We start from the raw sequence: 20,605 nt of genomic DNA on the forward strand, positions 1-20,605 counted from the left end.
TTACGCATGGCCCTCCCAATAGGAGCCACGCAGGAGCAAGGCCTTGACGATCAGCATCAAGCCGCATGACATCGCCCATCTGTTGGACCGTTTCCCGCAGGCGACATGCCTGTCGCTCGACTGTTTCGACACGCTGATCTGGCGCGATACGCATGCGCCGGCAGACATATTCCGCGCGCTTCCTGGTATCAGTGCTGCTCAACGTGCGGGTGCCGAACGCAAGGCACGCAAGGCGCAGGACTTGGCGGGCAAGGGCACCGAGGTGTCGATAGGGCAGATCTACGCCCGCCTCATGCCCAATGCCAAACCCGCCGCGCGCGAGGAGGCGATTGCCGCCGAATTGCTGGCCGAGGCGCGCCATTGCTATGCCTTTGCGCCCACGGTTGAGCTGATGCGGGCCGCCCGCGAACGCGGGCTCGATATCGTGATCGTCTCCGACACCTATCTGGACGAGGAGCAACTGCGCACCTTGATCGCGACTTCGGCCGGAGAGGATGTCGCCGCGCTGATCGACCGGATCTTCTGTTCCAGCACGCATGGCCATTCCAAGGCGGGCGGTCTCTACCGGCATGTGCTCAAGAAGCTGAAGCATACTCCTGAAGCGATCGTCCATCTGGGTGACAATTTCGCCGCCGACGTCGAGGGTGTCGCGCCGCTGGGCGTCCAGGCCGTTCATCTCGAGCAGTGGAGCGATGGCGCGCGCCAGCGCCTGCGGCTGGAAGCGGGGATGGACGCGATGATCCACGCGCGCGGCGGGACAGATGCCCCGTCGCTGCAACCGCACCGCGCCGCCATGGCGCTGGGCGAGCCTCAACTGGAGGATCCCGCCGCCCGGCTGGGTGCCGCGCTGCTTGGCCCGGTGCTCCATTCCTATGACGCTTGGTTGCGAGATGAAGCGGCTGCGCTGGAGAAGGCGCACGGTGCAAAGGTCCACCGGCTGTTCCTGATGCGCGACGGCCATTTGCCACAGCTGATCCATGAACGGCGCAGCGGCGGGACTGCGGCCCATGCCGCCGAACTCAGCCGCTTTACCGCTACCGCTGCCCATTTCACCGATGACGCGGCCATCGCCGCCTATGTCGAGGAAGAGCTGGGCCATCGCCCGCAAACGCTCGCCCGCCAGCTGCTGATGCCGGAAGAGCGCATCGCCAGCCTGCTCGATGGAATGTCGATGCGGGATGGCAGCCTGGCGCTACTCAAGGAAAGCCGCAGCGGTGCCTTCCGCAAGGCCACAAGGCGTGCCTCGCGCGCCTTTGCCGATCGCCTTTGCGCGCATGTCCGCCAGCTCTGCGATCCGCAACCCGGCGACGTGCTGATGCTGGTCGATCTCGGCTATAATGGCTCGGTGCAGAACCGCATCGACGGCGTGCTGGCTGACCGTTTGGGAGTGCATGTCGCGGGACGCTACCTGCTGCTGCGCGAGAGGGATTGTCCCGGCCTCGACAAACTCGGCCTGATCGATGCGCGTCATTACGACGCCGAGATGCTCGATGCGATGTGCGCCAATGTCGCGCTGCTCGAACAGCTATGCACCAAGGCGCAGGGCTCTGTCGTCGACTATGACGAAGACGGTACGCCCATTCGCGGCGCCATCGATATCAAGCAGCAGCAGAGCGAGGTTCGCGAACGCGTGCAGGCCGGCTGCCTCGCTTTCCAGGATTGGGCCGAGGGCGCGATGATCCGGCAGGGACGCGACGAGATGGAAGCGTTGTGGCGCAAGGGTGCGGCCAGCGTGCTGATGCGATCGATGTATCTGCCGCTGCCGGAAGAGCTGGAGGTGGTCTCCGCCTTCCAGCATGACGTGAACCTCGGCACCGAACGCACCGTGCCGCTGTTCGATCGCAAGGTTGCGCGCGAAGGGCTGCGCCAGCGCGGCCTGTTCTACATGAACGGGGCAGAGCGCATGTACCTGCCCGCCGAGATCGATGGCGAGGGGATGGCGACGCGCCTCAGCCTGCTCGCCCATCGTCGTTTCAACCTGCCTTTCACTTTCGCCGATTTCGCCGGTGCGCCGATCGCGCTGCCGGTGATCTTCGCCGATGCCAGGAGCGCCAGCCACCGCATGGTAGAAGCGACCCCCACGCATGACGGTTTCTACACCGCCGCCATCCCGGTGGGGGAGGGGCGGCTGACTGTCGCCCCGCAATTCGGTGCGCTTTACGAATGGGTGGAACTGGCCGGCTGCACCTTCGTGCCCGTGGAGGACTATGTCTCCGGCAAGCACGAGGCGCTGCGCCACGAATTCCCCGCCGATCCGCAATTCGAAGGGATCAGCAATGCGGGCGGAGGCCTGCTCCATTGCCACAGCGATGCCGGGGTGATGATGGTGCCGCCGCCCGCCGCGATCATGGACCAGCCCATGCTGCTGGCCTGCACCTTCCGCCCCATCGTTCACCGCGCCGGTGCGAAGAAAACTCTCATTTCCGAAGATGAAAGGGCTGTTGCATGACCCAGCTTCTTATCCACTCCATGGCCGAATTCGCGCCCAGCATCATCCAGCCTTGCCTGGATCGCGCTGGCGTTGCCGATATTACCGAGATTGGCGCCGAATTTGGCGGCATGTCCACTATCCTCGCCGATCACTGCGCCCGAGCGGGCGGTACGCTGACCAGCGTCGATCCCACGCCCAAGCGCGAATTCCTCGACTGGGTGGATCAGCACGAAGCAGTGCATCATGTGGCCGAGCCGAGCCTTGAGGCGCTGGAGCATCTCGGCCCGGCGGATGCGTGGTTCGTCGATGGCGATCACAACTACTACACTGTCTACCACGAGATGAAGGCGATCGATGCGATCTGCCGTCGCGAGGACAAGCCGCTGCTGGCCTTCCTTCACGACATCAGCTGGCCCTGCGCCCGGCGCGATTGCTATTATGCGCCCGACCGCATTCCCGAAGAGCACCGCCACCCCTTCAGCTATGATGCCGGCGTGCATGTGGACGACAATGCCATACGCATGAATCGCGGCTGGCGCGGCATGGGCCAGTTCGCCTGGGCTTTGAAGGAAGGCGGGCCGAAGAATGGCGTGTTGACGGCGGTGGAGGATTTCCTCGCTGAAGCCGATAGCGATGAGCGTCCGCTCGTCTTCGCGCATGTGCCGGCTGTGTTCGGGCTGGGCGTCGTGTTCGATGCGGGCGCCGAATGGGCGGAGGAGCTTGCCGGTATCCTGCTGCCCTGGCACCAGAACGAACTGATCGCCAAGCTGGAAGTCAATCGCCTGCGCAATTACCTGGCGGTGATCGACTGGCAGGATCGTCAAGCCTGACGGCTATTGCTGGAGCAGGCCGAAGCGGTCGAATAGCTCCTCCCCCCTTTGCCTTCGTTCCCAGAACCCGCAAAGCAAAACGGCCCGGAACCGAAGTTCCGGGCCGTCAGGGTAGGGGGAGAGAGGGATTGTCCCCCTATCGGTGCCTCTTAGCGCAGCAGCGAGAGGACGTTCTGCTGGCTCTGGTTGGCCTGCGCCAGCATCGCGGTGGAGGCCTGGCTCAGGATCTGTGCCTTGGCGAGGGCAGTCGTTTCTTCCGAATAGTCGGTATCCACGATCCGCGAACGCGCGTCGGACAGGTTGACCGAGTTGGTGGTCAGGTTGTTGATCGCCGATTCCAGGCGGCTCTGGCCGGCACCCAGCGTACCGCGGGCGGCGCTGATCGAATCCAGGGCGTTGTCGACATTGGTGATCGTCGTCCCCGCAGCCGCTGCGGTCGACACGTCGAGTGCGGTGGCCGAGATATTGGTGCCGTCGATCGCCTTGCTGGTCAGCGTCACCGTGTCGGTGGCGTTGGTGGCGATAGTCACCGAGACATCGGAACCCGAAGTCGTGCTGAACAGCGTCACGCCGTTGAACTGCGTGTTCGCAAGGATGTCGCTGATCTGCGACTGCAGTTCGTCGACTTCCGAGTCCATATAGCCGCGGTCGGTGTCGGAATAGGTTTCCGTCTTCGACTGGATGGCCAGTTCGCGAACGCGCTGCAGCATGTTGGTCACTTCGTTCAGTGCGCCTTCTGCGGTCTGCGCCAGGGCGATGCCGTCATTGGCGTTGCGGACGCCCTGCTTCATGGCGCGGATGTCGCTGGTCATCGTGGTCGAAATGGCGAGGCCGGCGGCATCGTCCTTCGCACCGTTGATGCGCTTGCCGGTCGACAGGCGTTCCATCGCCTGGCTCTGCATACGATCGGCCATGTTGGATGCGTTCGAGGCGCGCAGGGCACTGATGTTCGTGTTGATAACAGCCATTGGTAGTCTCCTGGTTTGTCCAAGTCTTCAGGTGTTCAAGGTCTTCTAGCCGCAGCCCGCATTCGGTTCGTTTCGGCGCGGCTGCCACCACCAAGAGCGGCCCCTGCGAAAAATGTTTAAGCGCCGCCGCCGATCGGACCTGCTGCAAAATTAGGTGTTCCTACGGGGACTTAAGTTCGCCCTTCATTGGCCGTTGCCGGGCCATTTATGGGGGCGACAAAAGTAAACGGGGGCATGCAGATGGTGCGCGTTTTTTCTACTGAGGCGCTCGAAAAAAATCATCCGCAGCTGGCGGCACATGCCAATGCGGTGCTGCCCAGCTGGCCGGGAGAAGGCGCGGTGATGCTGTGCGAAGGCACGCAGGACCTGCCCGCTCGCAGGCGCGAGGATCGCATGGTCGTGCTGCGGAAGGGAGATCAAGCCTCGCTGAAGCTGCTAGGTGCCAATGGGCTGGAGTTGACGTACGATAGCGGAGCGTCCGCTTCGGCCCGCGCGGCCCTGCTCGCCGCCTCCGCCGGATCGCAGGACCCGGTCTTTGCCGACACGGGCTCGATTGCCATGATCACGCTCGCACGCCGCGTGGCGGAAAGCGATATCCCGGTGCTGCTGGAAGGTCCGACCGGAACGGGCAAGGAAGTGCTCGCGCGCTTCGTTCACAAGGCCAGCACCCGCGCTGCCGGCCCGTTCATCGCGGTCAATTGCGCCGCCATGCCCGAAGCCATGCTGGAAGCGATGCTGTTCGGCCACCGCAAGGGTGCCTTCACCGGCGCGACGGAGGCGAGCGAAGGCTTCTTCCGCGCGGCCGATGGCGGCACGTTGCTGCTCGATGAACTGGGCGAGATGCCGCTTGGACTGCAGGCCAAGCTTCTGCGCGCATTGCAGGAAGGCGAAGTGGTGCCGCTGGGCCAGGCGCAGCCCGTGCCGGTCGATGTTCGCGTGATTGCTTGTACCAATCGCGACCTGCCTGCCGAAATCGCCGCCGGGCGTTTCCGCGAAGACCTTTATTACCGTCTCAACGTCTTTCCCCTGCGGCTGGAAGCTTTGCGCGAAAGGCGCGGCGATATTGCGCCGCTCGCCTTTGCCATGGTGCTGCGCCACGCTTCCAGCCGCGAACTCCTGCCGTGGATCACCGAAGAGGCGCTGGCGAAGCTGGAGGCGCATAACTGGCCCGGCAATGTCCGCGAGCTGGAGAATGTCATCCGCCGCGCGCTGTTGATGGCGGGCGATGCGCCCGAGATCACCGCGGCTCACATCATGTTCGATCATGCCGTGCGGCCCGTCGCCGCTGCGGCATCGCCCGCCGGTTCCCCGGCCCCCCTTTCAACCGGCGGGCGCAAACTTTCGGCCATCGTGCGCAATTCCGAAGCGCAGGCCATCATCGATACGCTGGAACAGAATTCCGGCAACCGCCTCGCAACGGCCAAGGCGCTGGGGATTTCGGAGCGTACCTTGCGCTACCGCCTCGCCTCTCTGCGTGAAGCCGGGATGCTGGCAGCGGCGGGAGGTGCGCGATGAGCTCGATCAATGCCACCGGCGCCGCAGGCCTGCAGCAGGTGATGGCGCTGCGCCAGCAGGTGATGCAGCAATCCGATGCGCTCAAGAGCCTGCGCGAAGCAGGCGTGAGCGGCGGTACGGTCAGCACCGGTGCGGCCAATGGCAGCGAGACGATCGGCGGCGGCTTTGCCGACACGCTGAAATCGACGCTCGAACAGGTCAGCGCCGCGCAGGCCAAATCGAGCGACATCACCGCAGCCTATGAACGTGGCGAAGTGACCGATGTCGCCCAGGTGATGATGGCGCGGCAGGAATCGGGCGTTGCTTTCGAAGCGACGCTGCAGGTCCGCAACAAGCTGCTTTCCGCCTACCAGGAAATCATGCGGATGGGAGTTTGATAGATGGCAGATGCCAATCTTCCCGCTTCGCCCGCACCCACGCTGGCAATGCCCATGGGTGGCGATGGCGCTTCCCTTACCGACCGGCTGAAGAGCTTCGCAGCACAGCCCGCCATTCGCCGCAGCCTGCCAGCATTGGCGGGCCTCGGCACGCTGGCGGGCGTGGCGGCGCTTTATATGACGCTCGCCGACGGGCCCAGCCGGGTGCTCTATTCCAGTCTTTCCGATGCCGAACGCGCGGGCGTGGTCTCCACGCTGGAAGCGGGCGCGATCGACTATGACATTGACCCCGCCACCGGCATGGTCAGCGTGGCGGAGGACGATCTCTACCGTGCGCGCATGCTCGTCGCTTCCGACGGCACGCTCGCCAATCCGGACAGCACCAGCGAAATGCTCGATGCCATCCCGCTCGGGTCCAGCCGCACGCTGGAAGGCGAGCGGCTGCGCAATGTGCGTGAGCGGGAGCTGATGCGCACGATCCAGGAAATCAACGGCGTCGAAAGCGTGCGCGTGCATCTCGCCTCGCCAGAACGCTCGGTCTTCGTGCGCGAGAATGTCGCGCCCAGCGCTTCGGTCATGCTGCGGCTGGCGCGCGGACGCACGCTCTCGCCCGACCAGGTGCAGGCGATCGTCAACCTCGTCGCAGGGTCGGTCCCCGGCCTTTCGCCCTCCGCCGTGCGCGTGGTCGACCAGTCCGGCCGGCTGCTCTCCGATACCGGCGGCAATGCCGGCGACGATTTGCAATTGCAGCGCGAGTTCGAGGAGAAGCTGCGGCTGCAGGTCTCCCAACTGCTCACGCCGATGCTGGGCGAGGGGAACTTCTCCAGCCAGGTACAGGTCGAACTCGACCTCACCGAAATGACGCAGGCGCGCGAAAGCTATGACAATGACGGCGTCGTGCGCTCTGTCAGCGAAAGCCGCTCTGTGACGGGTGGCGAGCAAGTGGCAGGCGGCATTCCCGGCGCTACCGCGAACATGCCGCCCGACCAGGCGGTGCTGGAACAGGGCCCGCCGCAGGGCAATGCCGCGCAGACGCAGACCATGCCGCAGGACGGGCAGACCAGCTCGCAGCGCACCTATGAGCTGGGCCGCGAAGTCGCCGTGACCTCCACCCGCCCGGGCGGCGTGCGCCGTATCTCGGTCGCCGTGGCCCTGAGCGAGGAGGCCTTGCAGGCAATCCAGCCCGCCACTGCCGAACAGGTGCAGCAGCTGGTTTCAGCAGCCGTTGGCGCCGATCCGCAGCGCGGCGACCAGGTCACCGTGATCGCGGGCGCATTCGGGCCGGTGGAGGAGGACGAAACGCCCTTCTACGACACCAGCTGGTTCGCCATGGCCTTGCGCTATGGCTCCGCCCTTATCGCTCTGCTGCTGGGCCTGCTCCTGGGCGTGCGCCCGATCATCAACGCGCTGCGCGGACCGGAAAGCGATGGCACGGCGCTGGAAGAGGGCGAGGAAGGCGGCGAGGGCGGGGTGCAAGTCCTCTCTGCCGCGAATGGTGGCACCGCAGGTGGAGCTATCGCCACGCGGCCCGAGGACCTGCGTGAGCAGGTCGAGCTGGCGCGCAGGCTCGCCGAAGAACAGCCCGATCGTGCGGTCGCGGCATTGCGCCGCATGCTTGCTGCTCCCGCACCGGAGTCCGCCTCATGAGCGAGATGCTTGCGATCAGCGACGCGGATCGCGCGGCCGTGATCCTGATGCTGATGGATGATGACCAGGCGTCCAGGCTGCTCGGCCAATTGCAGCCCGAGGAGTTGCAGGTCGTGGGCGAGAAGATGCTCGCCCTGGGCGATGTGGGGACCGATCGCATCGCCGGGGCCATCGAAGGCTTCGTGCGCCATGCGGACGACAATTCGCTATCCTCCCACGATCGTCCCGCGCAATTGCGCTCACGCATGACCAAGGCGCTGGGCGAAGTGCGCGCGGATTCCATCATGCAGCGCATCGTGCCCGATGAGGCGCCGCGCTCGCTGGAACTGGCGCGCTGGCTGGCGGCGCCAGTGCTGCTGCCACTGGTCGAAGGGGAGCATCCGCAGGCGATTGCCGTATTGCTCCTGCTGCTCGAACCGCAACCTGCCGCCGAGCTTCTCTCCCTGCTGCCGCCACATTTACAGCCCGACCTGGTCGAGCGCATTGCCCGCATGCAGAAGGTTTCCACCCATGCGATGGCGATGCTGGACGAGATGCTCTCGGCCCGCATTGCCCAGCGTTTCGGCAAGGGCTCCCTCGAACTGGGCGGCGCGCGCGAGGCCGCGGAGCTTATCAACCTTGCCGCTGGCCATGTGGGCCGCTCCGTTATGCCCGCTATTTCCGAACGCGATGCCGACCTGGCGCGCGCGATCGAGGCCGAGCTGGTCACGTTCGAAATGCTCTTTGTTCTCTCCGCCATGGATATGGGCCGCTTGCTGCGCGACGTCGAAGGCGAGGTGCTGGTCGATGCACTGAAGGGGCTGGAGGAAGAGCAGCGCGACTGTTTCTTCGCCGCCATGTCCAGCCGCGCCGCCGATGGCGTACGCGACGATATCGAGATGCGTGGCCGCCTGAAGAAGGAAGATGTGAACGTGGCGCAGAAGCGCATTGTCGAAGTCGCCCGCAAGCTTGCCGACGAAGGCGAAATCAGTCTGGGGGGCGGCGATGGCGAGTTCGTTTGAGCCTGCCTTCCAGCAAGTGCCCGCCGTTTCCGTGCCTGCTGCCGATGCCGCTCCCGCCCAGCCATGGTTCGCCATGCTGGATCGCGGCACCGGCTTTGCCGCCGATCCGCGCTTTAGCGGCGCGGCGCAGCAACAGTTGGAGCAGGAAGAGGCCGAGGCGAGGGCCGACGCGGTGCTAGCCGACGCGCTGGCTGATGCCGAAAGGCGCGGGCGCGAGGCGGCGCTGGCCGAAATGGCCAATGAAGGCGCGGCCTGCGCCGCACTGAAGCTGGCGCTGCGGCGGCTGGACGAGGAAATGCAGGAAGAGCTGGCCTCGAGGATGGCCGAAACCGTTGCCTTGCTGTGCGAGGAGGCGCTGGCCCCGCTGGCGCTCGACCGCGAGGCCCTGCAGAGCCGCTGCGTGACCGCTGCCGGCCATGTGGGCGAGGGGATCATCGATGCCAGCCTGCGCCTGAACCCTGAAGATATCGCGCTGCTCGACAGCGACTTTGCCAGCACCTGGCACATCGTCCCCGATCCGGGGCTGGAGCGCGGCACGGTGATGTTCGACACACCCGAAGGCGCGGTGCGTGACGGGCCGGGCGAATGGCGCGCTGCCCTGCAAGAGGCGCTGGGTCTGTGCTGAATTTCCTCGAGCATGAGCTCGACCGGATGCGCGGTTCCGCGCCCGCCCTCGGGCCGGTGCCGCTGGGCCGGATCGTCAGCTGCGATGGCGGCATGATCGAGGTTTCCGGCCTCAATGCGCCTATCGGTACGCTCTGCCGCGCCCAGCCGCGCGCGGGTGAGCCTGCCCCTGCGGCCGAAGTGATCGGCTTCCGTGGCGGGCGCAGCCTGATGATGCTTTTGGGCGATACGGTACGCCTGCAACCGGGCACGCTGGTGCGCGCCGAGGGGCGTCCGGGCCTGGTCAATGTGGGTGAGGAATTCCTTGGCCGCGCGGTCGATGGCACGGGCCAGCCGATCGATGGCGGTCCGCCGGTAAAGGCAGGCCATCCATGGCCGCTGGGCGGCTATCGCGAAGGCGCGCTCGAACGCGCCTCGGTCACCGAACCTTTCGATTGCGGCGTGCGCGCGATCAACGCGCTGGCGACGCTGGGCGTAGGACAGCGCGTGGGCATCGTCGCCGGATCGGGCGTGGGCAAGTCCATGCTGCTCGACATGGTAGCGCGCGGTGCCAGCTGTGACGTCGCGGTCATCGGCCTGATCGGCGAACGCGGGCGCGAAGTGTCCGATTTCGTCGGCCGGCACATGACCGGCGAGATGAAGCGGCGCATGGCGGTTGTCGCCGTGCCTGCCGACCATGCCGCGAATTTGCGTCTCCGCGGTGCGCAGCTCGCCTGTTCGCTGGCCGAATATTTTCGCGCGCAGGGCAAGCGCGTTCTGCTGGTGCTCGACAGCCTGACCCGCGTGGCGCACGCGGCGCGTGAGATCGCGCTTTCGCTGGGCGAACCCGGTGCGGCGCGCGGCTATCCGCCTTCCGCGCTTTCCGCCATTACCAAGCTGATCGAACGCGCGGGCAATTCGGCCACCAGCGGCGGGGCGATCACCGGCATCTACACCGTGCTTGCCGATGGCGACGACCAGTCGGACCCGGTGGTCGATACGGCGCGCGCGATCCTCGACGGGCATATCGTGCTCAGTCGCGAGATCGCCCAGCGCGGGCATTATCCCGCGATCGACATTCCCGCCTCGCTCAGCCGCGTGATGGAGGCGGTGGCCGATCCTGACCATCGCCGCCGCGCGCATGGCTTGCGCGGCATGATCGCCGCGCATGAGAGCAATCGGGATTTCCTGCTGATGGGCGCCTATCGCGCCGGTGCGGACGCCCAGCTCGACCGCGCGCTGGCCTTGCAGGACCCGATCCGCGCCTTCCTGGCGCAGGATGCGCATGACACCGTGCCGCTGGGCAAGAGCATCGCCGCGCTGACGGAGCTGATGGACCATGCGGACGCCGCAGCGCAGGGTTGAACTGCTCAACCGGCTGGCGCGGCTGCGCGAAGTCGAAAAGCAGGCCGCCGCGCAGAAAGTGGCGGAAGCGCAGGGCACGCATGGCAAGCTGCTCGCCCTGCAGGAACGCAGCGGGGAAATCGCCGCCAGCTACGCCACGCGGACGGAGTCCGTCAGCGGTGACGAACTTGCGCGCCGGCAGCAATTCCTCGCCGGGCTGGAAGAGATCCGCCGCCAGACCAAAAGCGAAAGCCGCAAGGCGGAGGAGCACACGCGTGAGGCGATGAGCCGGCTGCAAGCGGCCGAACGCCGCCGCGAAGTGACCAGCGAGAAGCTGGGCGCGGAACGCCGCGCAGCCGAAATTGCGCTCGCGGCGCGCGACAATCCCGTTCTGGCACGAAAGTTGAAAGGGGCAGGTTGAACGCAACCAGCCTCATTCGGGAGGGCCTCACGTGAACCTGTCACTGCTGCAAAACCTCACCACTTCCACCAGCGCGCTGGCCGTCGCTCCTCAGGGCGACAAGGCGCTAGGCGCCGCCATTTCCGGGGATTTCGCCGCCCTTCTGGGTGATGGCGCATCGATCCTTGGCATCGGCAAATTGCCGGCAGACGGCGAAGCGGCAATCGAGACCGGCAATATCTTGCCGGTGCCGGACGGCGAGATCTTGCCGGAAGAGTTGGCTGAGCTGGACGGACTGCCGGTGCTCGTAGCCACGGTGGCATTGCCCGATCCGGTGAGCGGGGTGAGCGGCGAGGCGGTGGCTGCCAAATCGACCAAGGGCCAGTCGCTCGCCGCGAACATGCTTGCAGGCAAGGCCGATACAGCGCTGCCGGAACAGCCGGTGGCAGCATCGCCGGGGACTCCTGCGCAGGCGGAGAGCGCCAAGGGCGGGACGGTGGCCATTCCCCCGATTGCGCTGGGCAAGACACCCTCCGCATCGGACAAGCCGGTTATCACGACAGCCACGGGTGAGCTGGTCGCCGATCGCACGACACCTGCGACAACGAACCAGCCGCGCGTCGAACCTGCCAGCCTTTCCGATGCCGCGAAGGCGCAGGTTGTTGCCTCCCTGAGGGACGCTGCTCCCAAGGCGACGGGCACACAGGCCGAAATGCAAGATCCCGCCATCCAGCCGATGGCATCCGAAGAGTTCACAGAAACCGAGGACATGGCTGCTCAGATGCGGCGCACGGAGCAGGCCAGTGCCCTGTCGCCGCGTGCTGCCAGCGCCAGGGCCGAGAGCGCTGAGGCCGTTGCCATGCCGGCCGAGAGCGTGGCCAAGGCAGCGCAAGTACCCACTGCGCCGAGCGCGCCGGCCCAGACCACAGCACCCTCCCTGACCGATGCGTCGCAGCCGGCCGCCCGGGCCGCTGGGCTGGAGACTGCTCCCGCCAATACGACGGCCCAGCCAAGGCATGACTTTTCCGCCGCCGTCGACCGCCTCGTCGAAGCGCGCGAAATGGCGCAGCCGGGCCGCGCCGAAATGTCGGTGATGCACCGCGAATTCGGCAATGTCTCGCTGCAGTTCGAGCTTGCCGGACAGGCACTGCGCGTCGCCATGTCGAGCGATCATGCGGGCTTCGCGCCTGCCGTGCAGGCGGCGCTGGCCGAGCGCAATGTTGCCGCACCTTCCGAAAGCGCCCGCAGCGATGGGCAGCGGCAGGAAAATGGCGCGCAGCAATCGGGCCAGCAGCACCAGCAGTCGCAGGGCTCGTCCACGCCGTCCGCCCAGTCCGACGCGCAGCAGCGCCAGGGACAGGCAGGGCGCTCCGCTCGATCGGAAAGCGGCGAGCAGGCCAGCGGCGGCACCCACAATTCAACGGGCGATGCGCCCCGTCGCGATGACGGGCTGTTCGCCTGATCCTCTTTCGGAGACCGCAAGATGAGCAAGAAGAAAGACGGCGATGATGCCGCGGGCGAAGGCAAGCCCAAATCGGGCATGATGAAAATGCTGGTCGGCGCGCTGTTGCTGCTCGGCCTCGGCGCGGGCGGAGCCTATGGCGCCGTGCATTTCGGCCTGCTCGGTCCTGCCGCCGGTGAGCCAGCCGGGCCCGACCTGCCCAAGCTCGTAGGCAAGGGCGATGACGATCCCTACGCCGCAGCGGGCGACCAGAAGGACGCGGCCCCCGCCGTTTATGGTGAGGGCGGCAGCGAATATCGCACAGCCTACTACGTGTTCGAGGAGGGCTTTACCTCCAACCTCAAGGACTCCCCCGGCCTTGTACAGGTGAGCCTCGCCGCATCGACCCGGCATGACGGGCGCGTGATCCAGTGGCTGGAAATGCACGAATTGGCGATCCGCTCCGCCTTGCTGGTGGAACTCGCCAATACGGTGGAAGACGATGTCTATTCGGTCGAGGGCAAGCAGCGCATGCGGGGCCGCCTCGCCGAAGCGATCAACCGCGTGCTGGAGGAGCAGGAAGGCTTTGGCGGTGTCGAGGACGTCCACTTCCAGTCCTTCCTCGTCCAATGAAGTCCGAAGGTGTCCTCGTCGCCGAGCGGGCGCTGGCGCAACATAGTGAGGCGCTGGCCGGGCGAGCGCCCGAGCCGGCCGAGCTGGCCAAGGATCTGGGCGAGATGTCCGGCCGCCTGTGCCAGTCGCTGGAAGAGGAGCTGGAACGCCTGCTGGGCGGGGAGCGTCCGACCGTCTCCTGCCCCAAGGTGGACAAGGCGAATGCGGCCAAGCTGCACAAGCTCGTTAACACCGTGGCGGTCAATTTCCTGCTGGCGGACGGGCAGGGCGGGCAAGTGCTTGCCTCGCTCAACTTCCCGGCTGCGCTGACGCTGACCGACCAGGTCTTTGGCGGATCGGGTACGGTTACGGGCGCGATTCCCGAACGCCTGCCGTCCTCCTGCGACCTGGCGCTGGTTCGTCTGGGCAAGGCGTTGGGCGATGCGCTGGGTCAGGCCTTCGGGCGGGAGGCCCCTTTTGCACTCGCCGCCGAAAGCCGGGTGCTGGCCAAGCTCGTCTCCACCAAGGACGAAGAGCCCTTGCTCATGCTCGCCTGCGACGTTGCGCGCGAAGGGTGTGCGAACTGGGAGCTCATGCTCACCATTCGCCAAAGCGACGCCGCCTGCCTTCTAAGCGATGAGGCGCGCAAGCCGCGTGCGGCCAAAGGGTCGGGGAAGGCCAATGCCGGCGCAGCGCCCTTTGCCGCCATCCCGCTTCCGCTGACCGCACAGCTTGCGCGGATCGAAGTGCCGGTGGCGAAGATCTCCACGCTCAAGCCGGGGGACACGCTGCCGCTGACGCTGGCCGCCAGCGTGCCGCTGCGGCTGGGCGATACCGAAATTGCCCGCGGGCAGGTGGGCGCCAGCGATGGCGCGCTGGCCCTGCGGATCACCTCCATGGCCTGGGAGAAGAAAGGAACTTCCAATGACGGATAATATGCGCGGACTGGACCTCATCCGCGACGTCAACGTGTCGCTGACGGTCGAACTCGGCCGCGCCAGCATGATGTTGAAGGACGTGCTGGAACTGGGCGAGGACGCGATCGTCCCGCTCGACCGGCAGGTGGACGAACTGCTCGACGTCTATGTCAACGGCAAGGCCATCGCCAAGGGCGAGGTCGTAACCGAAGGCGGCCGCTTTGCGCTGCGCATCGTCGAAATGGCGGGCGAGAAGCGCACGGAGGAGACCGCCTGATGGGCTGGTATATCGCCAAGCTGCTGCTCCTGCTGCCGCTTCTGGCTGGCCTCATCTGGGGCAGCCTGTGGCTCGCCCGCAAAGTGCAGGGCGGAGTCGGCACGCGCGAGGGCGGCAAGGCCGCACGGCTGGTGGAAACCACCATGCTCGCCCCTGGCATGCGGCTGGCGGTGATCGAATTCCACGGCCGCGAGATCCTGGTCGGTGCGAGCCGGCAAGGGCTGGTGCGGCTGGCGGAGGCCGAGGCGCGCCCGCGCGCGGTCCAGCCGATCGCCGCGAATGAGGAGCGCTGAGCATGCGTTTCTACTTCGCAATTGCCTTCGCTGTGATGGCGGGGCTGATGCTGCCCGACGCCGCGCAGGCAGCTGCGCTGGCACCGACGGCCGGCATTGGCGGAGCGCTCGAACGCGCGATGGATGGCGCGGCGGGCGGGGACGGCACGCCGCTTTCCTTCTCGCTGCAGCTGCTCATCATCATGGGCCTGCTCACCATTCTGCCCGCACTGGTGCTGATGATGACGAGCTTCACCCGCATCATCATCGTGCTGGCGATCCTGCGGCAAGCTTTGGGCCTGCAGCAATCGCCGCCCAACCAGGTGCTGATCGGGCTGGCGCTGTTCCTCTCGCTGTTCATCATGGCGCCTACGCTGAACCAGGTGAATGCCGCCGCCATCGAACCCTATGCCGCCGGAGCGATCGAGGCCGATGTCGCGATCGAGGAAGCGGGCGAGGCATTCCACGGCTTCATGATGCGTCAGACGCGCGAGACCGACTTGGCCATGTTCGCGGACATGGCCGGGCAGCAGCAATTCGCCAGCACCGATGACGTGCCCTTCTCGATCCTGCTTCCCGCCTTCGTTACCAGCGAATTGAAGACCGCCTTCCAGATCGGCTTCATGCTGTTCATGCCATTTCTCGTGATCGATCTTGTCGTTGCGAGCGTGCTGATGAGCCTCGGCATGATGATGCTGTCACCCACTATTATTTCCCTGCCATTCAAGCTGTTGCTCTTCGTTCTTGTGGACGGATGGGCACTGCTGATGGGCTCGCTCGCCATGAGCTTCGGATAGGGGAGGGCGAGGTCATGGAAGACAGTGCATCGCTCTTCGCGCTGACCGACCGCATGTTGTGGACCACCGCGCTGGTGGCCGCGCCGATCCTCTTGGCTGCGCTCGCCGTGGGCTTGATGGTGGGCGTGATCCAGGCGGCGACATCGGTCAACGAACAGACGCTTACCTTCGTGCCCAAGCTCGCCATCGTCGCGGGTGTGCTGGTGTTTTTCGGCGCCAGCATGTTCGGACTGATCGGCGACTTCACGCAGGACGTCTTCAACCAGATCGCGGGTATTTCGAGGCTGTGAGCCTGCCCGATTTCGGCCTTGGCGAGATGCAGGGGCAGCTCTGGCTGCTGCTGTTCGTGATGGTGCGCATTGGCGCTGCCCTCATCGCCGCGCCGATCTTCGGGACGCGCGCCGTGCCGGTGCAGGTGCGCATCGTGCTGGCCGCGGGCCTCGGCATTTTCATCCTCAACTGGATGCCAGTGCAGATGCCGGGGGAGATGCTGGCGCTGCCGACCTTCGTGGCGCTGCTGAGCGAAGCAGTGATCGGCTTCACGCTCGGCTTCGTGCTGCAGCTGGCCTTTTCCGCACCCTTGATTGCGGGTGAGCAGATCGCCGGCGGCATGGGCATGGCGATGGCGACGGCGGTCGATCCCTCCAGCGGCGCGCAATCGGGCGCGATCGGGCAGATGCTGGGCATCATGCTGACGCTGATCTTCCTCGCCATCGGCGGTCACCTGCTGTGGCTGCGGCTGGTGGTGGAAAGCTATTTGCTGTTCCCGCCCGGTGCTGAATGGGATGTGGGCGTGCGCGGCTGGTTGATAGCGAGCTTCGCCAGCCAGGCGCTGGCCACCGCCGTCGCGATCGCACTGCCGATCACCATGGTGCTGCTGCTGGTGCAGCTGGTCACGGGCGTGATCAGCCGCTCTGCCCCCTCGCTCAACCTCTTCGCACTGGGCCTGCCCGCCAGCGTGCTGGCCGGGCTCGCCTCGCTGATCGTCGCCTCGCCGCTCCTGACCGAGCAATTCGTTGGCCTTGCCGAAAGTGCGATCGACCAGGCCGGACTGGCGGTGCAGCCATGAGCGAGCAGCCCGCAGGCGAAAAGTCATTTGCACCGACAGAGAAGCGCAAGAAGGACGCGGCCAAGAAGGGCAATGTCCTGCGCTCCAAGGAAGTCGCCACCGCCGTCGCCGTGCTGGCGGGCGCGATGTGGCTGAAAATGGCCGGTCCATGGCTGTTTGCACTGGTGGAGGAGAGTGCCGAGACCCAGCTTAGCTTCGATCGCTCCACACTGGAGAATTTCCAGGCCGGCCAGATGATGCAGGACATCCTGTGGTCTATCCTGCCCCCGCTCCTGACGCTCGGCCTGCTGGTCATCGCCGTGACCATGGTCGCGCAGCTCACCTTTGGTGAAGGGCGCTGGGTGGTGCAGAACTTCCAACCCAAGCCCTCCAAATTGAACCCGCTGACGGGCCTCAAGCGTATGTTCGGCCCGCAGGGGCTGATCGAGCTGGGCAAGAGCCTCGCCAAGCTGGTGGTGCTGGGTTCCATTGCCTGGTGGTGGGGCAGCGCCAACCTCATCACCGTGCTCTCGCTGGGGCGGGGGGAGCTGACCGGACAGCTGGTCGCGGCATGGGATGCCATTGCCACGCTGCTGCTGCTGCTCTCCGCCGGACTGGTGCTCATCGCCATGGTCGACTGGCCGATCCAGTATGTCCGCCGCATCTCGCAGCTGAAGATGACAAGCCAGGAAATGCGGGACGAGAACAAGGAGGCTGAAGGCTCGCCCGAGAAGAAGGCGGCGATCCGGCAGCGCCAGCGCGACCTCTCCAAGGGCGGCATGGCCCCGGCGATGAAGGAGGCGCAATTCGTCCTCACCAACCCGACGCATTTCTCCGTCGCCATGACCTATGACCCGGCCGTTGCCCCGGCACCCTATGTGCTGGCCAAGGCGCGCGGGGAAAGGGCGCTGGCAATGCGCGAGCTGGCGGCCGAATACGGCGTGCCGGTGCTGGAATATCCGGTCCTCGCCCGCGCGGTCTATTTCACCACGCGCGAGAACCAGCTGGTCCGCGCAGAGCTTTATGCCGCCATCGCCAGCGTGCTCGCCTTCGTCATGTCGCTGAAGCGCGGCGAGCGGCCCCAGCGCCCGCAGGTGACCGTGCCTGTGGAACTGTGTTTCGACGCCGAGGGCCAGCCGCAGAACGCGGCTTAAATCCAGCCAGGGAAACCCGTTCTTCGCATCATGGAAAGCACCACCACCTCCTCGATCATCAGCGCCCTTGGCGGCGGCAGCGGCGTCGATATGACGAAGCTGGCCAATGACCTTGCCGAGGCGCGCTTCCTGTCGCAGGTCAGCCAGCTGGAAAGCCGCAGCGAGCTGCTGGAGGCGCGCATTTCCGCCGCTTCCACGCTGAAGAACCAGCTGAGCCAGCTGGCGAGTGCGCTGGGCGACCGCATCCGAAACGGCAACCTTGCTCCCTCCGCCACCATCGGCAACGGCTCGGTGGCGCAGGTTTCGGTGCTGGCGGGCGGCAGCGGCACTGGGACCTATTCGCTGGAAGTGAACCAGCTCGCCGCATCGCAGACGCTGGCGAGCCAGAGCTATGGCGCGTCCACCGACCTGGTGGGCGAGGGCGAGCTGACCATCCGCTTCGGCTCGGTCTCCGGCGGCAGCTTTACCGAGGATACGGAGCGCACCGCAGCGGTGATCAGCGTGTCGGCCACCGATACGCTGGCGGACGTGGCGGACAAGATCCGCACTTCGGGCAGCGGCCTCAACGCTTATGTCGCCAATACCGCCAACGGTCCGCAACTGGTGGTGAAAGGCGCCACGGGCGAGGCCAATGGTTTCGTGATCGAAGCCTCCGGTGCTTCTGCAGCTGCCGTCCCCGGCACTGCGGCCCCTGGCAATATCGATTACCTCGCCTGGGATCCCTCCACTGACAGCGGTCAGCTGAAGGCGAGCGCGCAGAACGCGGCATACCTGTTCGATGGCGTGGCCATGACCTCTGCCGGCAACAAGGTGACCGGCCTTCCCGCCGGGCTGGTGCTGTCGCTGACGGGCACCAACAGCGGTGCGCCGACACAGATCGGCTTTGCCGACAAGTCGAGCGAGATCACCACCATGATGGGCGATTTCGTCGCCGCGCTGAACGATATCTCTTCCAGCCTTGCCGAACTGGGCAATCCGGAGGGCGGGGAGCTGGGCAATGATCCGGGCGCGCGAGCATTGCGCCGGGCGCTGGCGAGCCTGTCGACGCAGGTGGTGATGCCCAATGCAGGCCCGGGTGAGCCTTCGACGCTGGCGGACCTCGGCCTGAAGCGCACGCGCGAGGGCAATTTCGAGTTCGACGGGGACCGCTTGCGCCAGACGCTGGCCGACCAGCCTGCGGCGACCTCTGCCATGTTCACCACCGGCCTGTTCGGCGTCTTCGCCACGGTCGACTCGTTTGCTCGCAACGTCGGCAGCCGGACCGATCCGGGATCGCTGGGCGGGTCCATCACCCGCTATTCCAGCCAACTGGAACGGATGGACGATCGCCTCGCCAAGATCGCCGAGCAGCAGGAATCGCTGCGCGAGCGGCTGGTGACCAATTTCACCGCCGCCGATCGCCGCGTGGCGCAGTCGCAATCGACGCTCGAATTCCTGAAGAACCAGGTCGCGATCTGGACCGCGAACCGGAACTGACATGCTCAAGCTCGCCGATCCTGCCGCCACATATCGCCGCGTGGCTTTCGATGGCTATGTTTCCGGTTGCGGCGGTACGCAGCTGGTGCGCCTGTGCCTGGAGGATCTGGCAGCCGCGATGCAGCGCGCCATCTGGGGCGAGGCCAACAATCGCCGCGATATCCGCACCAAGGCCCTCTCCCGCGCGCAGTTGGGGCTGGTCGCCCTGTTGCAGGGTATCGACCCACAGCAACCGCTCGCCGATGTACTGGAGACATTCTATCGCGGCCTGATGCAGGATGTCACCGCTTGCCAGGCACGATTCGACGCAGCGCGCCTCTCGCGCGCGCGTCAGGACGTGATGGAGGTCACGGACACGCTGTTCGCAACCACCTAGGCCGGGATAGTGCATGGGTGCGGTAAACTGACGGAATGAAGCCTTTTTTCGACACATTCCTGCCGTTTCCGTCTGTCACCTGATGCTGCAGTTGCCACGTATTCGCGAATGGCGCGCAAATCGACCCGAAAAGGGCAGGCGCTATCCGGATGATTACGAATGGCGGTCGAGCCGAAGGCGCTTCTAGGCGTCAAGGTTCGGGCATATTCGCTTTTTGGGGGAGCGAGACAATGCAACAGCGGATCGGCCATGCGGCCGCATCAATCGAACGCGGCCGATTGGGCCCCGAGGCAGACGCCCATGTCTGACGGTCACCTGATCTATGTCGTTGATGACGAGGACTCGATCCGGCGGTCACTCGACTTCCTGCTCTCGACATCGGGATATCGCGTCAAGCGCTGGGAAAGCGGCGATGCCTTCCTGAAGTCAGCCGATTTCGACGAAGCGGATTGTATCCTGCTGGACATCCGCATGCCCGGTATGGACGGGCTGCAGGTGCAGCAGGAATTGAAGGCGCGGGGTGTGGACCAGCCGGTGATCGTGCTCACCGGACATGGCGATGTCGACATGGCCGTCGCCGCGATGAAGGCCGGCGCACTCGATTTCCTGCAGAAGCCCTTCGAACGCGAGCGCCTTCTCCAGTCTGTAGGCAATGCCGTGCGCCTGATGGCCGATCGCCAGGCGCGCATGCTGCAGTCGGATTGGGCGCGTACCCAGCTGGGCAAGCTGTCGGACCGCGAGTGCCAGGTGCTGGACGGGCTGGCCTGCGGCTATCCCAACAAGACCATTGCATATGACCTGGGGATCAGCGTCCGGACCGTGGAGGTCTACCGTGCCAACGTGATGTCAAAGCTCGACGTTCCCAGCTTTGCCGATGTGCTGCGCATTGCCTTTGCAGCGGGCCTCGGCTCCGAAAACGAGTGGTACCGGACGCATATGCAGGTCGCCGGGGAGCCCGGCGAAAAGGAGCGTTCGGGAAGCTGAAGACTGTGTCGCTGAGCAACCGTATGAATTCGGGACAGTGTGTCGAAACTTTACAAAAAATAATGAAAATCAAGAGTTTCGATGGGTCACGGTTCGTCGCAAATAATGCCTGTTGCGGCGCGAAACGGCACTCAA

Annotated in this window: 22 protein-coding genes; 21 read left to right on the forward strand and 1 reads right to left on the reverse strand. The window is 65.6% G+C overall.

The genetic code is table 11. The features are described from left to right. The first annotated feature begins 43 nt into the window (after positions 1-43). Positions 44-2,449, forward strand: coding sequence for an HAD family hydrolase (locus tag E5222_RS03460; RefSeq protein WP_136692309.1), 2,406 nt, complete (start codon positions 44-46; stop codon positions 2,447-2,449). Beyond that, positions 2,446-3,261 (forward strand): class I SAM-dependent methyltransferase, encoded by an 816-nt coding sequence (locus E5222_RS03465; RefSeq protein ID WP_136692310.1) that lies wholly within the window; start codon positions 2,446-2,448, stop codon positions 3,259-3,261. Before E5222_RS03460 ends, E5222_RS03465 begins: the two co-directional genes overlap by 4 nt. 149 nt (positions 3,262-3,410) lie before the next feature. Here E5222_RS03465 and E5222_RS03470 read toward each other — a convergent pair whose 3' ends face one another. After that, a complete protein-coding gene (locus E5222_RS03470; RefSeq protein WP_136692311.1) occupies positions 3,411-4,229 on the reverse strand; it encodes a flagellin N-terminal helical domain-containing protein in 819 nt (272 codons plus the stop codon). Positions 4,230-4,469: 240 nt separating this feature from the next. Between E5222_RS03470 and E5222_RS03475 the strand changes: the two genes are divergently transcribed. The 19 genes from E5222_RS03475 (at position 4,470) to E5222_RS03565 (ending at position 20,470) form a co-directional block, all read left to right on the forward strand. Beyond that, entirely contained in the window at positions 4,470-5,744 is a 1,275-nt protein-coding gene (locus E5222_RS03475) for a sigma-54 interaction domain-containing protein (RefSeq protein WP_246021528.1), read from the forward strand. Continuing rightward, a complete protein-coding gene (gene fliE, locus E5222_RS03480) occupies positions 5,741-6,121 on the forward strand; it encodes a flagellar hook-basal body complex protein FliE (protein WP_136692313.1) in 381 nt (126 codons plus the stop codon). The genes E5222_RS03475 and fliE overlap by 4 nt, the downstream gene beginning before the upstream one ends. Positions 6,122-6,124: 3 nt before the next feature. Next, entirely contained in the window at positions 6,125-7,768 is a 1,644-nt protein-coding gene (gene fliF / locus E5222_RS03485) for a flagellar basal-body MS-ring/collar protein FliF (RefSeq protein ID WP_136692314.1), read from the forward strand. Next, positions 7,765-8,769, forward strand: a complete 1,005-nt coding sequence (locus tag E5222_RS03490) for a flagellar motor switch protein FliG (RefSeq protein WP_136692315.1) — start codon at positions 7,765-7,767, stop codon at positions 8,767-8,769. The genes fliF and E5222_RS03490 overlap by 4 nt, the downstream gene beginning before the upstream one ends. Beyond that, entirely contained in the window at positions 8,753-9,394 is a 642-nt protein-coding gene (locus tag E5222_RS03495; RefSeq protein WP_136692316.1) for a FliH/SctL family protein, read from the forward strand. Before E5222_RS03490 ends, E5222_RS03495 begins: the two co-directional genes overlap by 17 nt. Further along, positions 9,388-10,737: a FliI/YscN family ATPase gene (locus E5222_RS03500; protein WP_425456232.1), complete on the forward strand. Its 1,350-nt coding sequence runs from the start codon at positions 9,388-9,390 to the stop codon at positions 10,735-10,737. Before E5222_RS03495 ends, E5222_RS03500 begins: the two co-directional genes overlap by 7 nt. Continuing rightward, on the forward strand, positions 10,712-11,137 hold the full coding sequence (locus E5222_RS03505) for a hypothetical protein (RefSeq protein ID WP_136692318.1): 426 nt from the start codon (positions 10,712-10,714) through the stop codon (positions 11,135-11,137). The genes E5222_RS03500 and E5222_RS03505 overlap by 26 nt, the downstream gene beginning before the upstream one ends. Before the next feature lie 31 nt (positions 11,138-11,168). After that, a complete protein-coding gene (locus E5222_RS03510; RefSeq protein ID WP_136692319.1) occupies positions 11,169-12,578 on the forward strand; it encodes a hypothetical protein in 1,410 nt (469 codons plus the stop codon). Positions 12,579-12,599: 21 nt separating this feature from the next. Further along, entirely contained in the window at positions 12,600-13,190 is a 591-nt protein-coding gene (locus E5222_RS03515; protein ID WP_136692320.1) for a flagellar basal body-associated FliL family protein, read from the forward strand. Continuing rightward, entirely contained in the window at positions 13,187-14,104 is a 918-nt protein-coding gene (locus tag E5222_RS03520; RefSeq protein ID WP_136692321.1) for a FliM/FliN family flagellar motor C-terminal domain-containing protein, read from the forward strand. The genes E5222_RS03515 and E5222_RS03520 overlap by 4 nt, the downstream gene beginning before the upstream one ends. Then, positions 14,094-14,363: a flagellar motor switch protein FliN gene (gene fliN, locus E5222_RS03525; RefSeq protein WP_136692322.1), complete on the forward strand. Its 270-nt coding sequence runs from the start codon at positions 14,094-14,096 to the stop codon at positions 14,361-14,363. Before E5222_RS03520 ends, fliN begins: the two co-directional genes overlap by 11 nt. Beyond that, on the forward strand, positions 14,363-14,656 hold the full coding sequence (locus E5222_RS03530) for a flagellar biosynthetic protein FliO (RefSeq protein WP_136692323.1): 294 nt from the start codon (positions 14,363-14,365) through the stop codon (positions 14,654-14,656). The genes fliN and E5222_RS03530 overlap by 1 nt, the downstream gene beginning before the upstream one ends. Before the next feature lie 2 nt (positions 14,657-14,658). Beyond that, a complete protein-coding gene (gene fliP / locus E5222_RS03535; protein ID WP_136692324.1) occupies positions 14,659-15,432 on the forward strand; it encodes a flagellar type III secretion system pore protein FliP in 774 nt (257 codons plus the stop codon). A gap of 14 nt (positions 15,433-15,446) precedes the next feature. Further along, positions 15,447-15,722 carry a flagellar biosynthetic protein FliQ gene (locus tag E5222_RS03540; RefSeq protein ID WP_136692325.1) on the forward strand — a complete coding sequence of 92 codons (276 nt, stop codon included), beginning with the start codon at positions 15,447-15,449 and terminating at the stop codon, positions 15,720-15,722. Beyond that, complete coding sequence (gene fliR, locus E5222_RS03545; RefSeq protein ID WP_246021529.1) at positions 15,719-16,501, forward strand: flagellar biosynthetic protein FliR; 783 nt, start codon at positions 15,719-15,721, stop codon at positions 16,499-16,501. The genes E5222_RS03540 and fliR overlap by 4 nt, the downstream gene beginning before the upstream one ends. Continuing rightward, positions 16,498-17,634: an EscU/YscU/HrcU family type III secretion system export apparatus switch protein gene (locus tag E5222_RS03550; RefSeq protein WP_136692326.1), complete on the forward strand. Its 1,137-nt coding sequence runs from the start codon at positions 16,498-16,500 to the stop codon at positions 17,632-17,634. Before fliR ends, E5222_RS03550 begins: the two co-directional genes overlap by 4 nt. 30 nt (positions 17,635-17,664) lie before the next feature. Then, positions 17,665-19,110 carry a flagellar filament capping protein FliD gene (gene fliD, locus E5222_RS03555; RefSeq protein WP_136692327.1) on the forward strand — a complete coding sequence of 482 codons (1,446 nt, stop codon included), beginning with the start codon at positions 17,665-17,667 and terminating at the stop codon, positions 19,108-19,110. A gap of 1 nt (position 19,111) precedes the next feature. Then, complete coding sequence (gene fliS, locus E5222_RS03560) at positions 19,112-19,486, forward strand: flagellar export chaperone FliS (RefSeq protein WP_136692328.1); 375 nt, start codon at positions 19,112-19,114, stop codon at positions 19,484-19,486. A 300-nt stretch (positions 19,487-19,786) separates the two neighbouring features. Continuing rightward, positions 19,787-20,470 (forward strand): response regulator transcription factor, encoded by a 684-nt coding sequence (locus tag E5222_RS03565; protein WP_136692329.1) that lies wholly within the window; start codon positions 19,787-19,789, stop codon positions 20,468-20,470. The last annotated feature ends 135 nt before the right edge of the window (positions 20,471-20,605 follow it).

Origin of the sequence: Alteraurantiacibacter aquimixticola (assembly GCF_004965515.1) — a bacterium.
Taxonomy (GTDB): Bacteria; Pseudomonadota; Alphaproteobacteria; order Sphingomonadales; family Sphingomonadaceae; genus Alteraurantiacibacter; species Alteraurantiacibacter aquimixticola.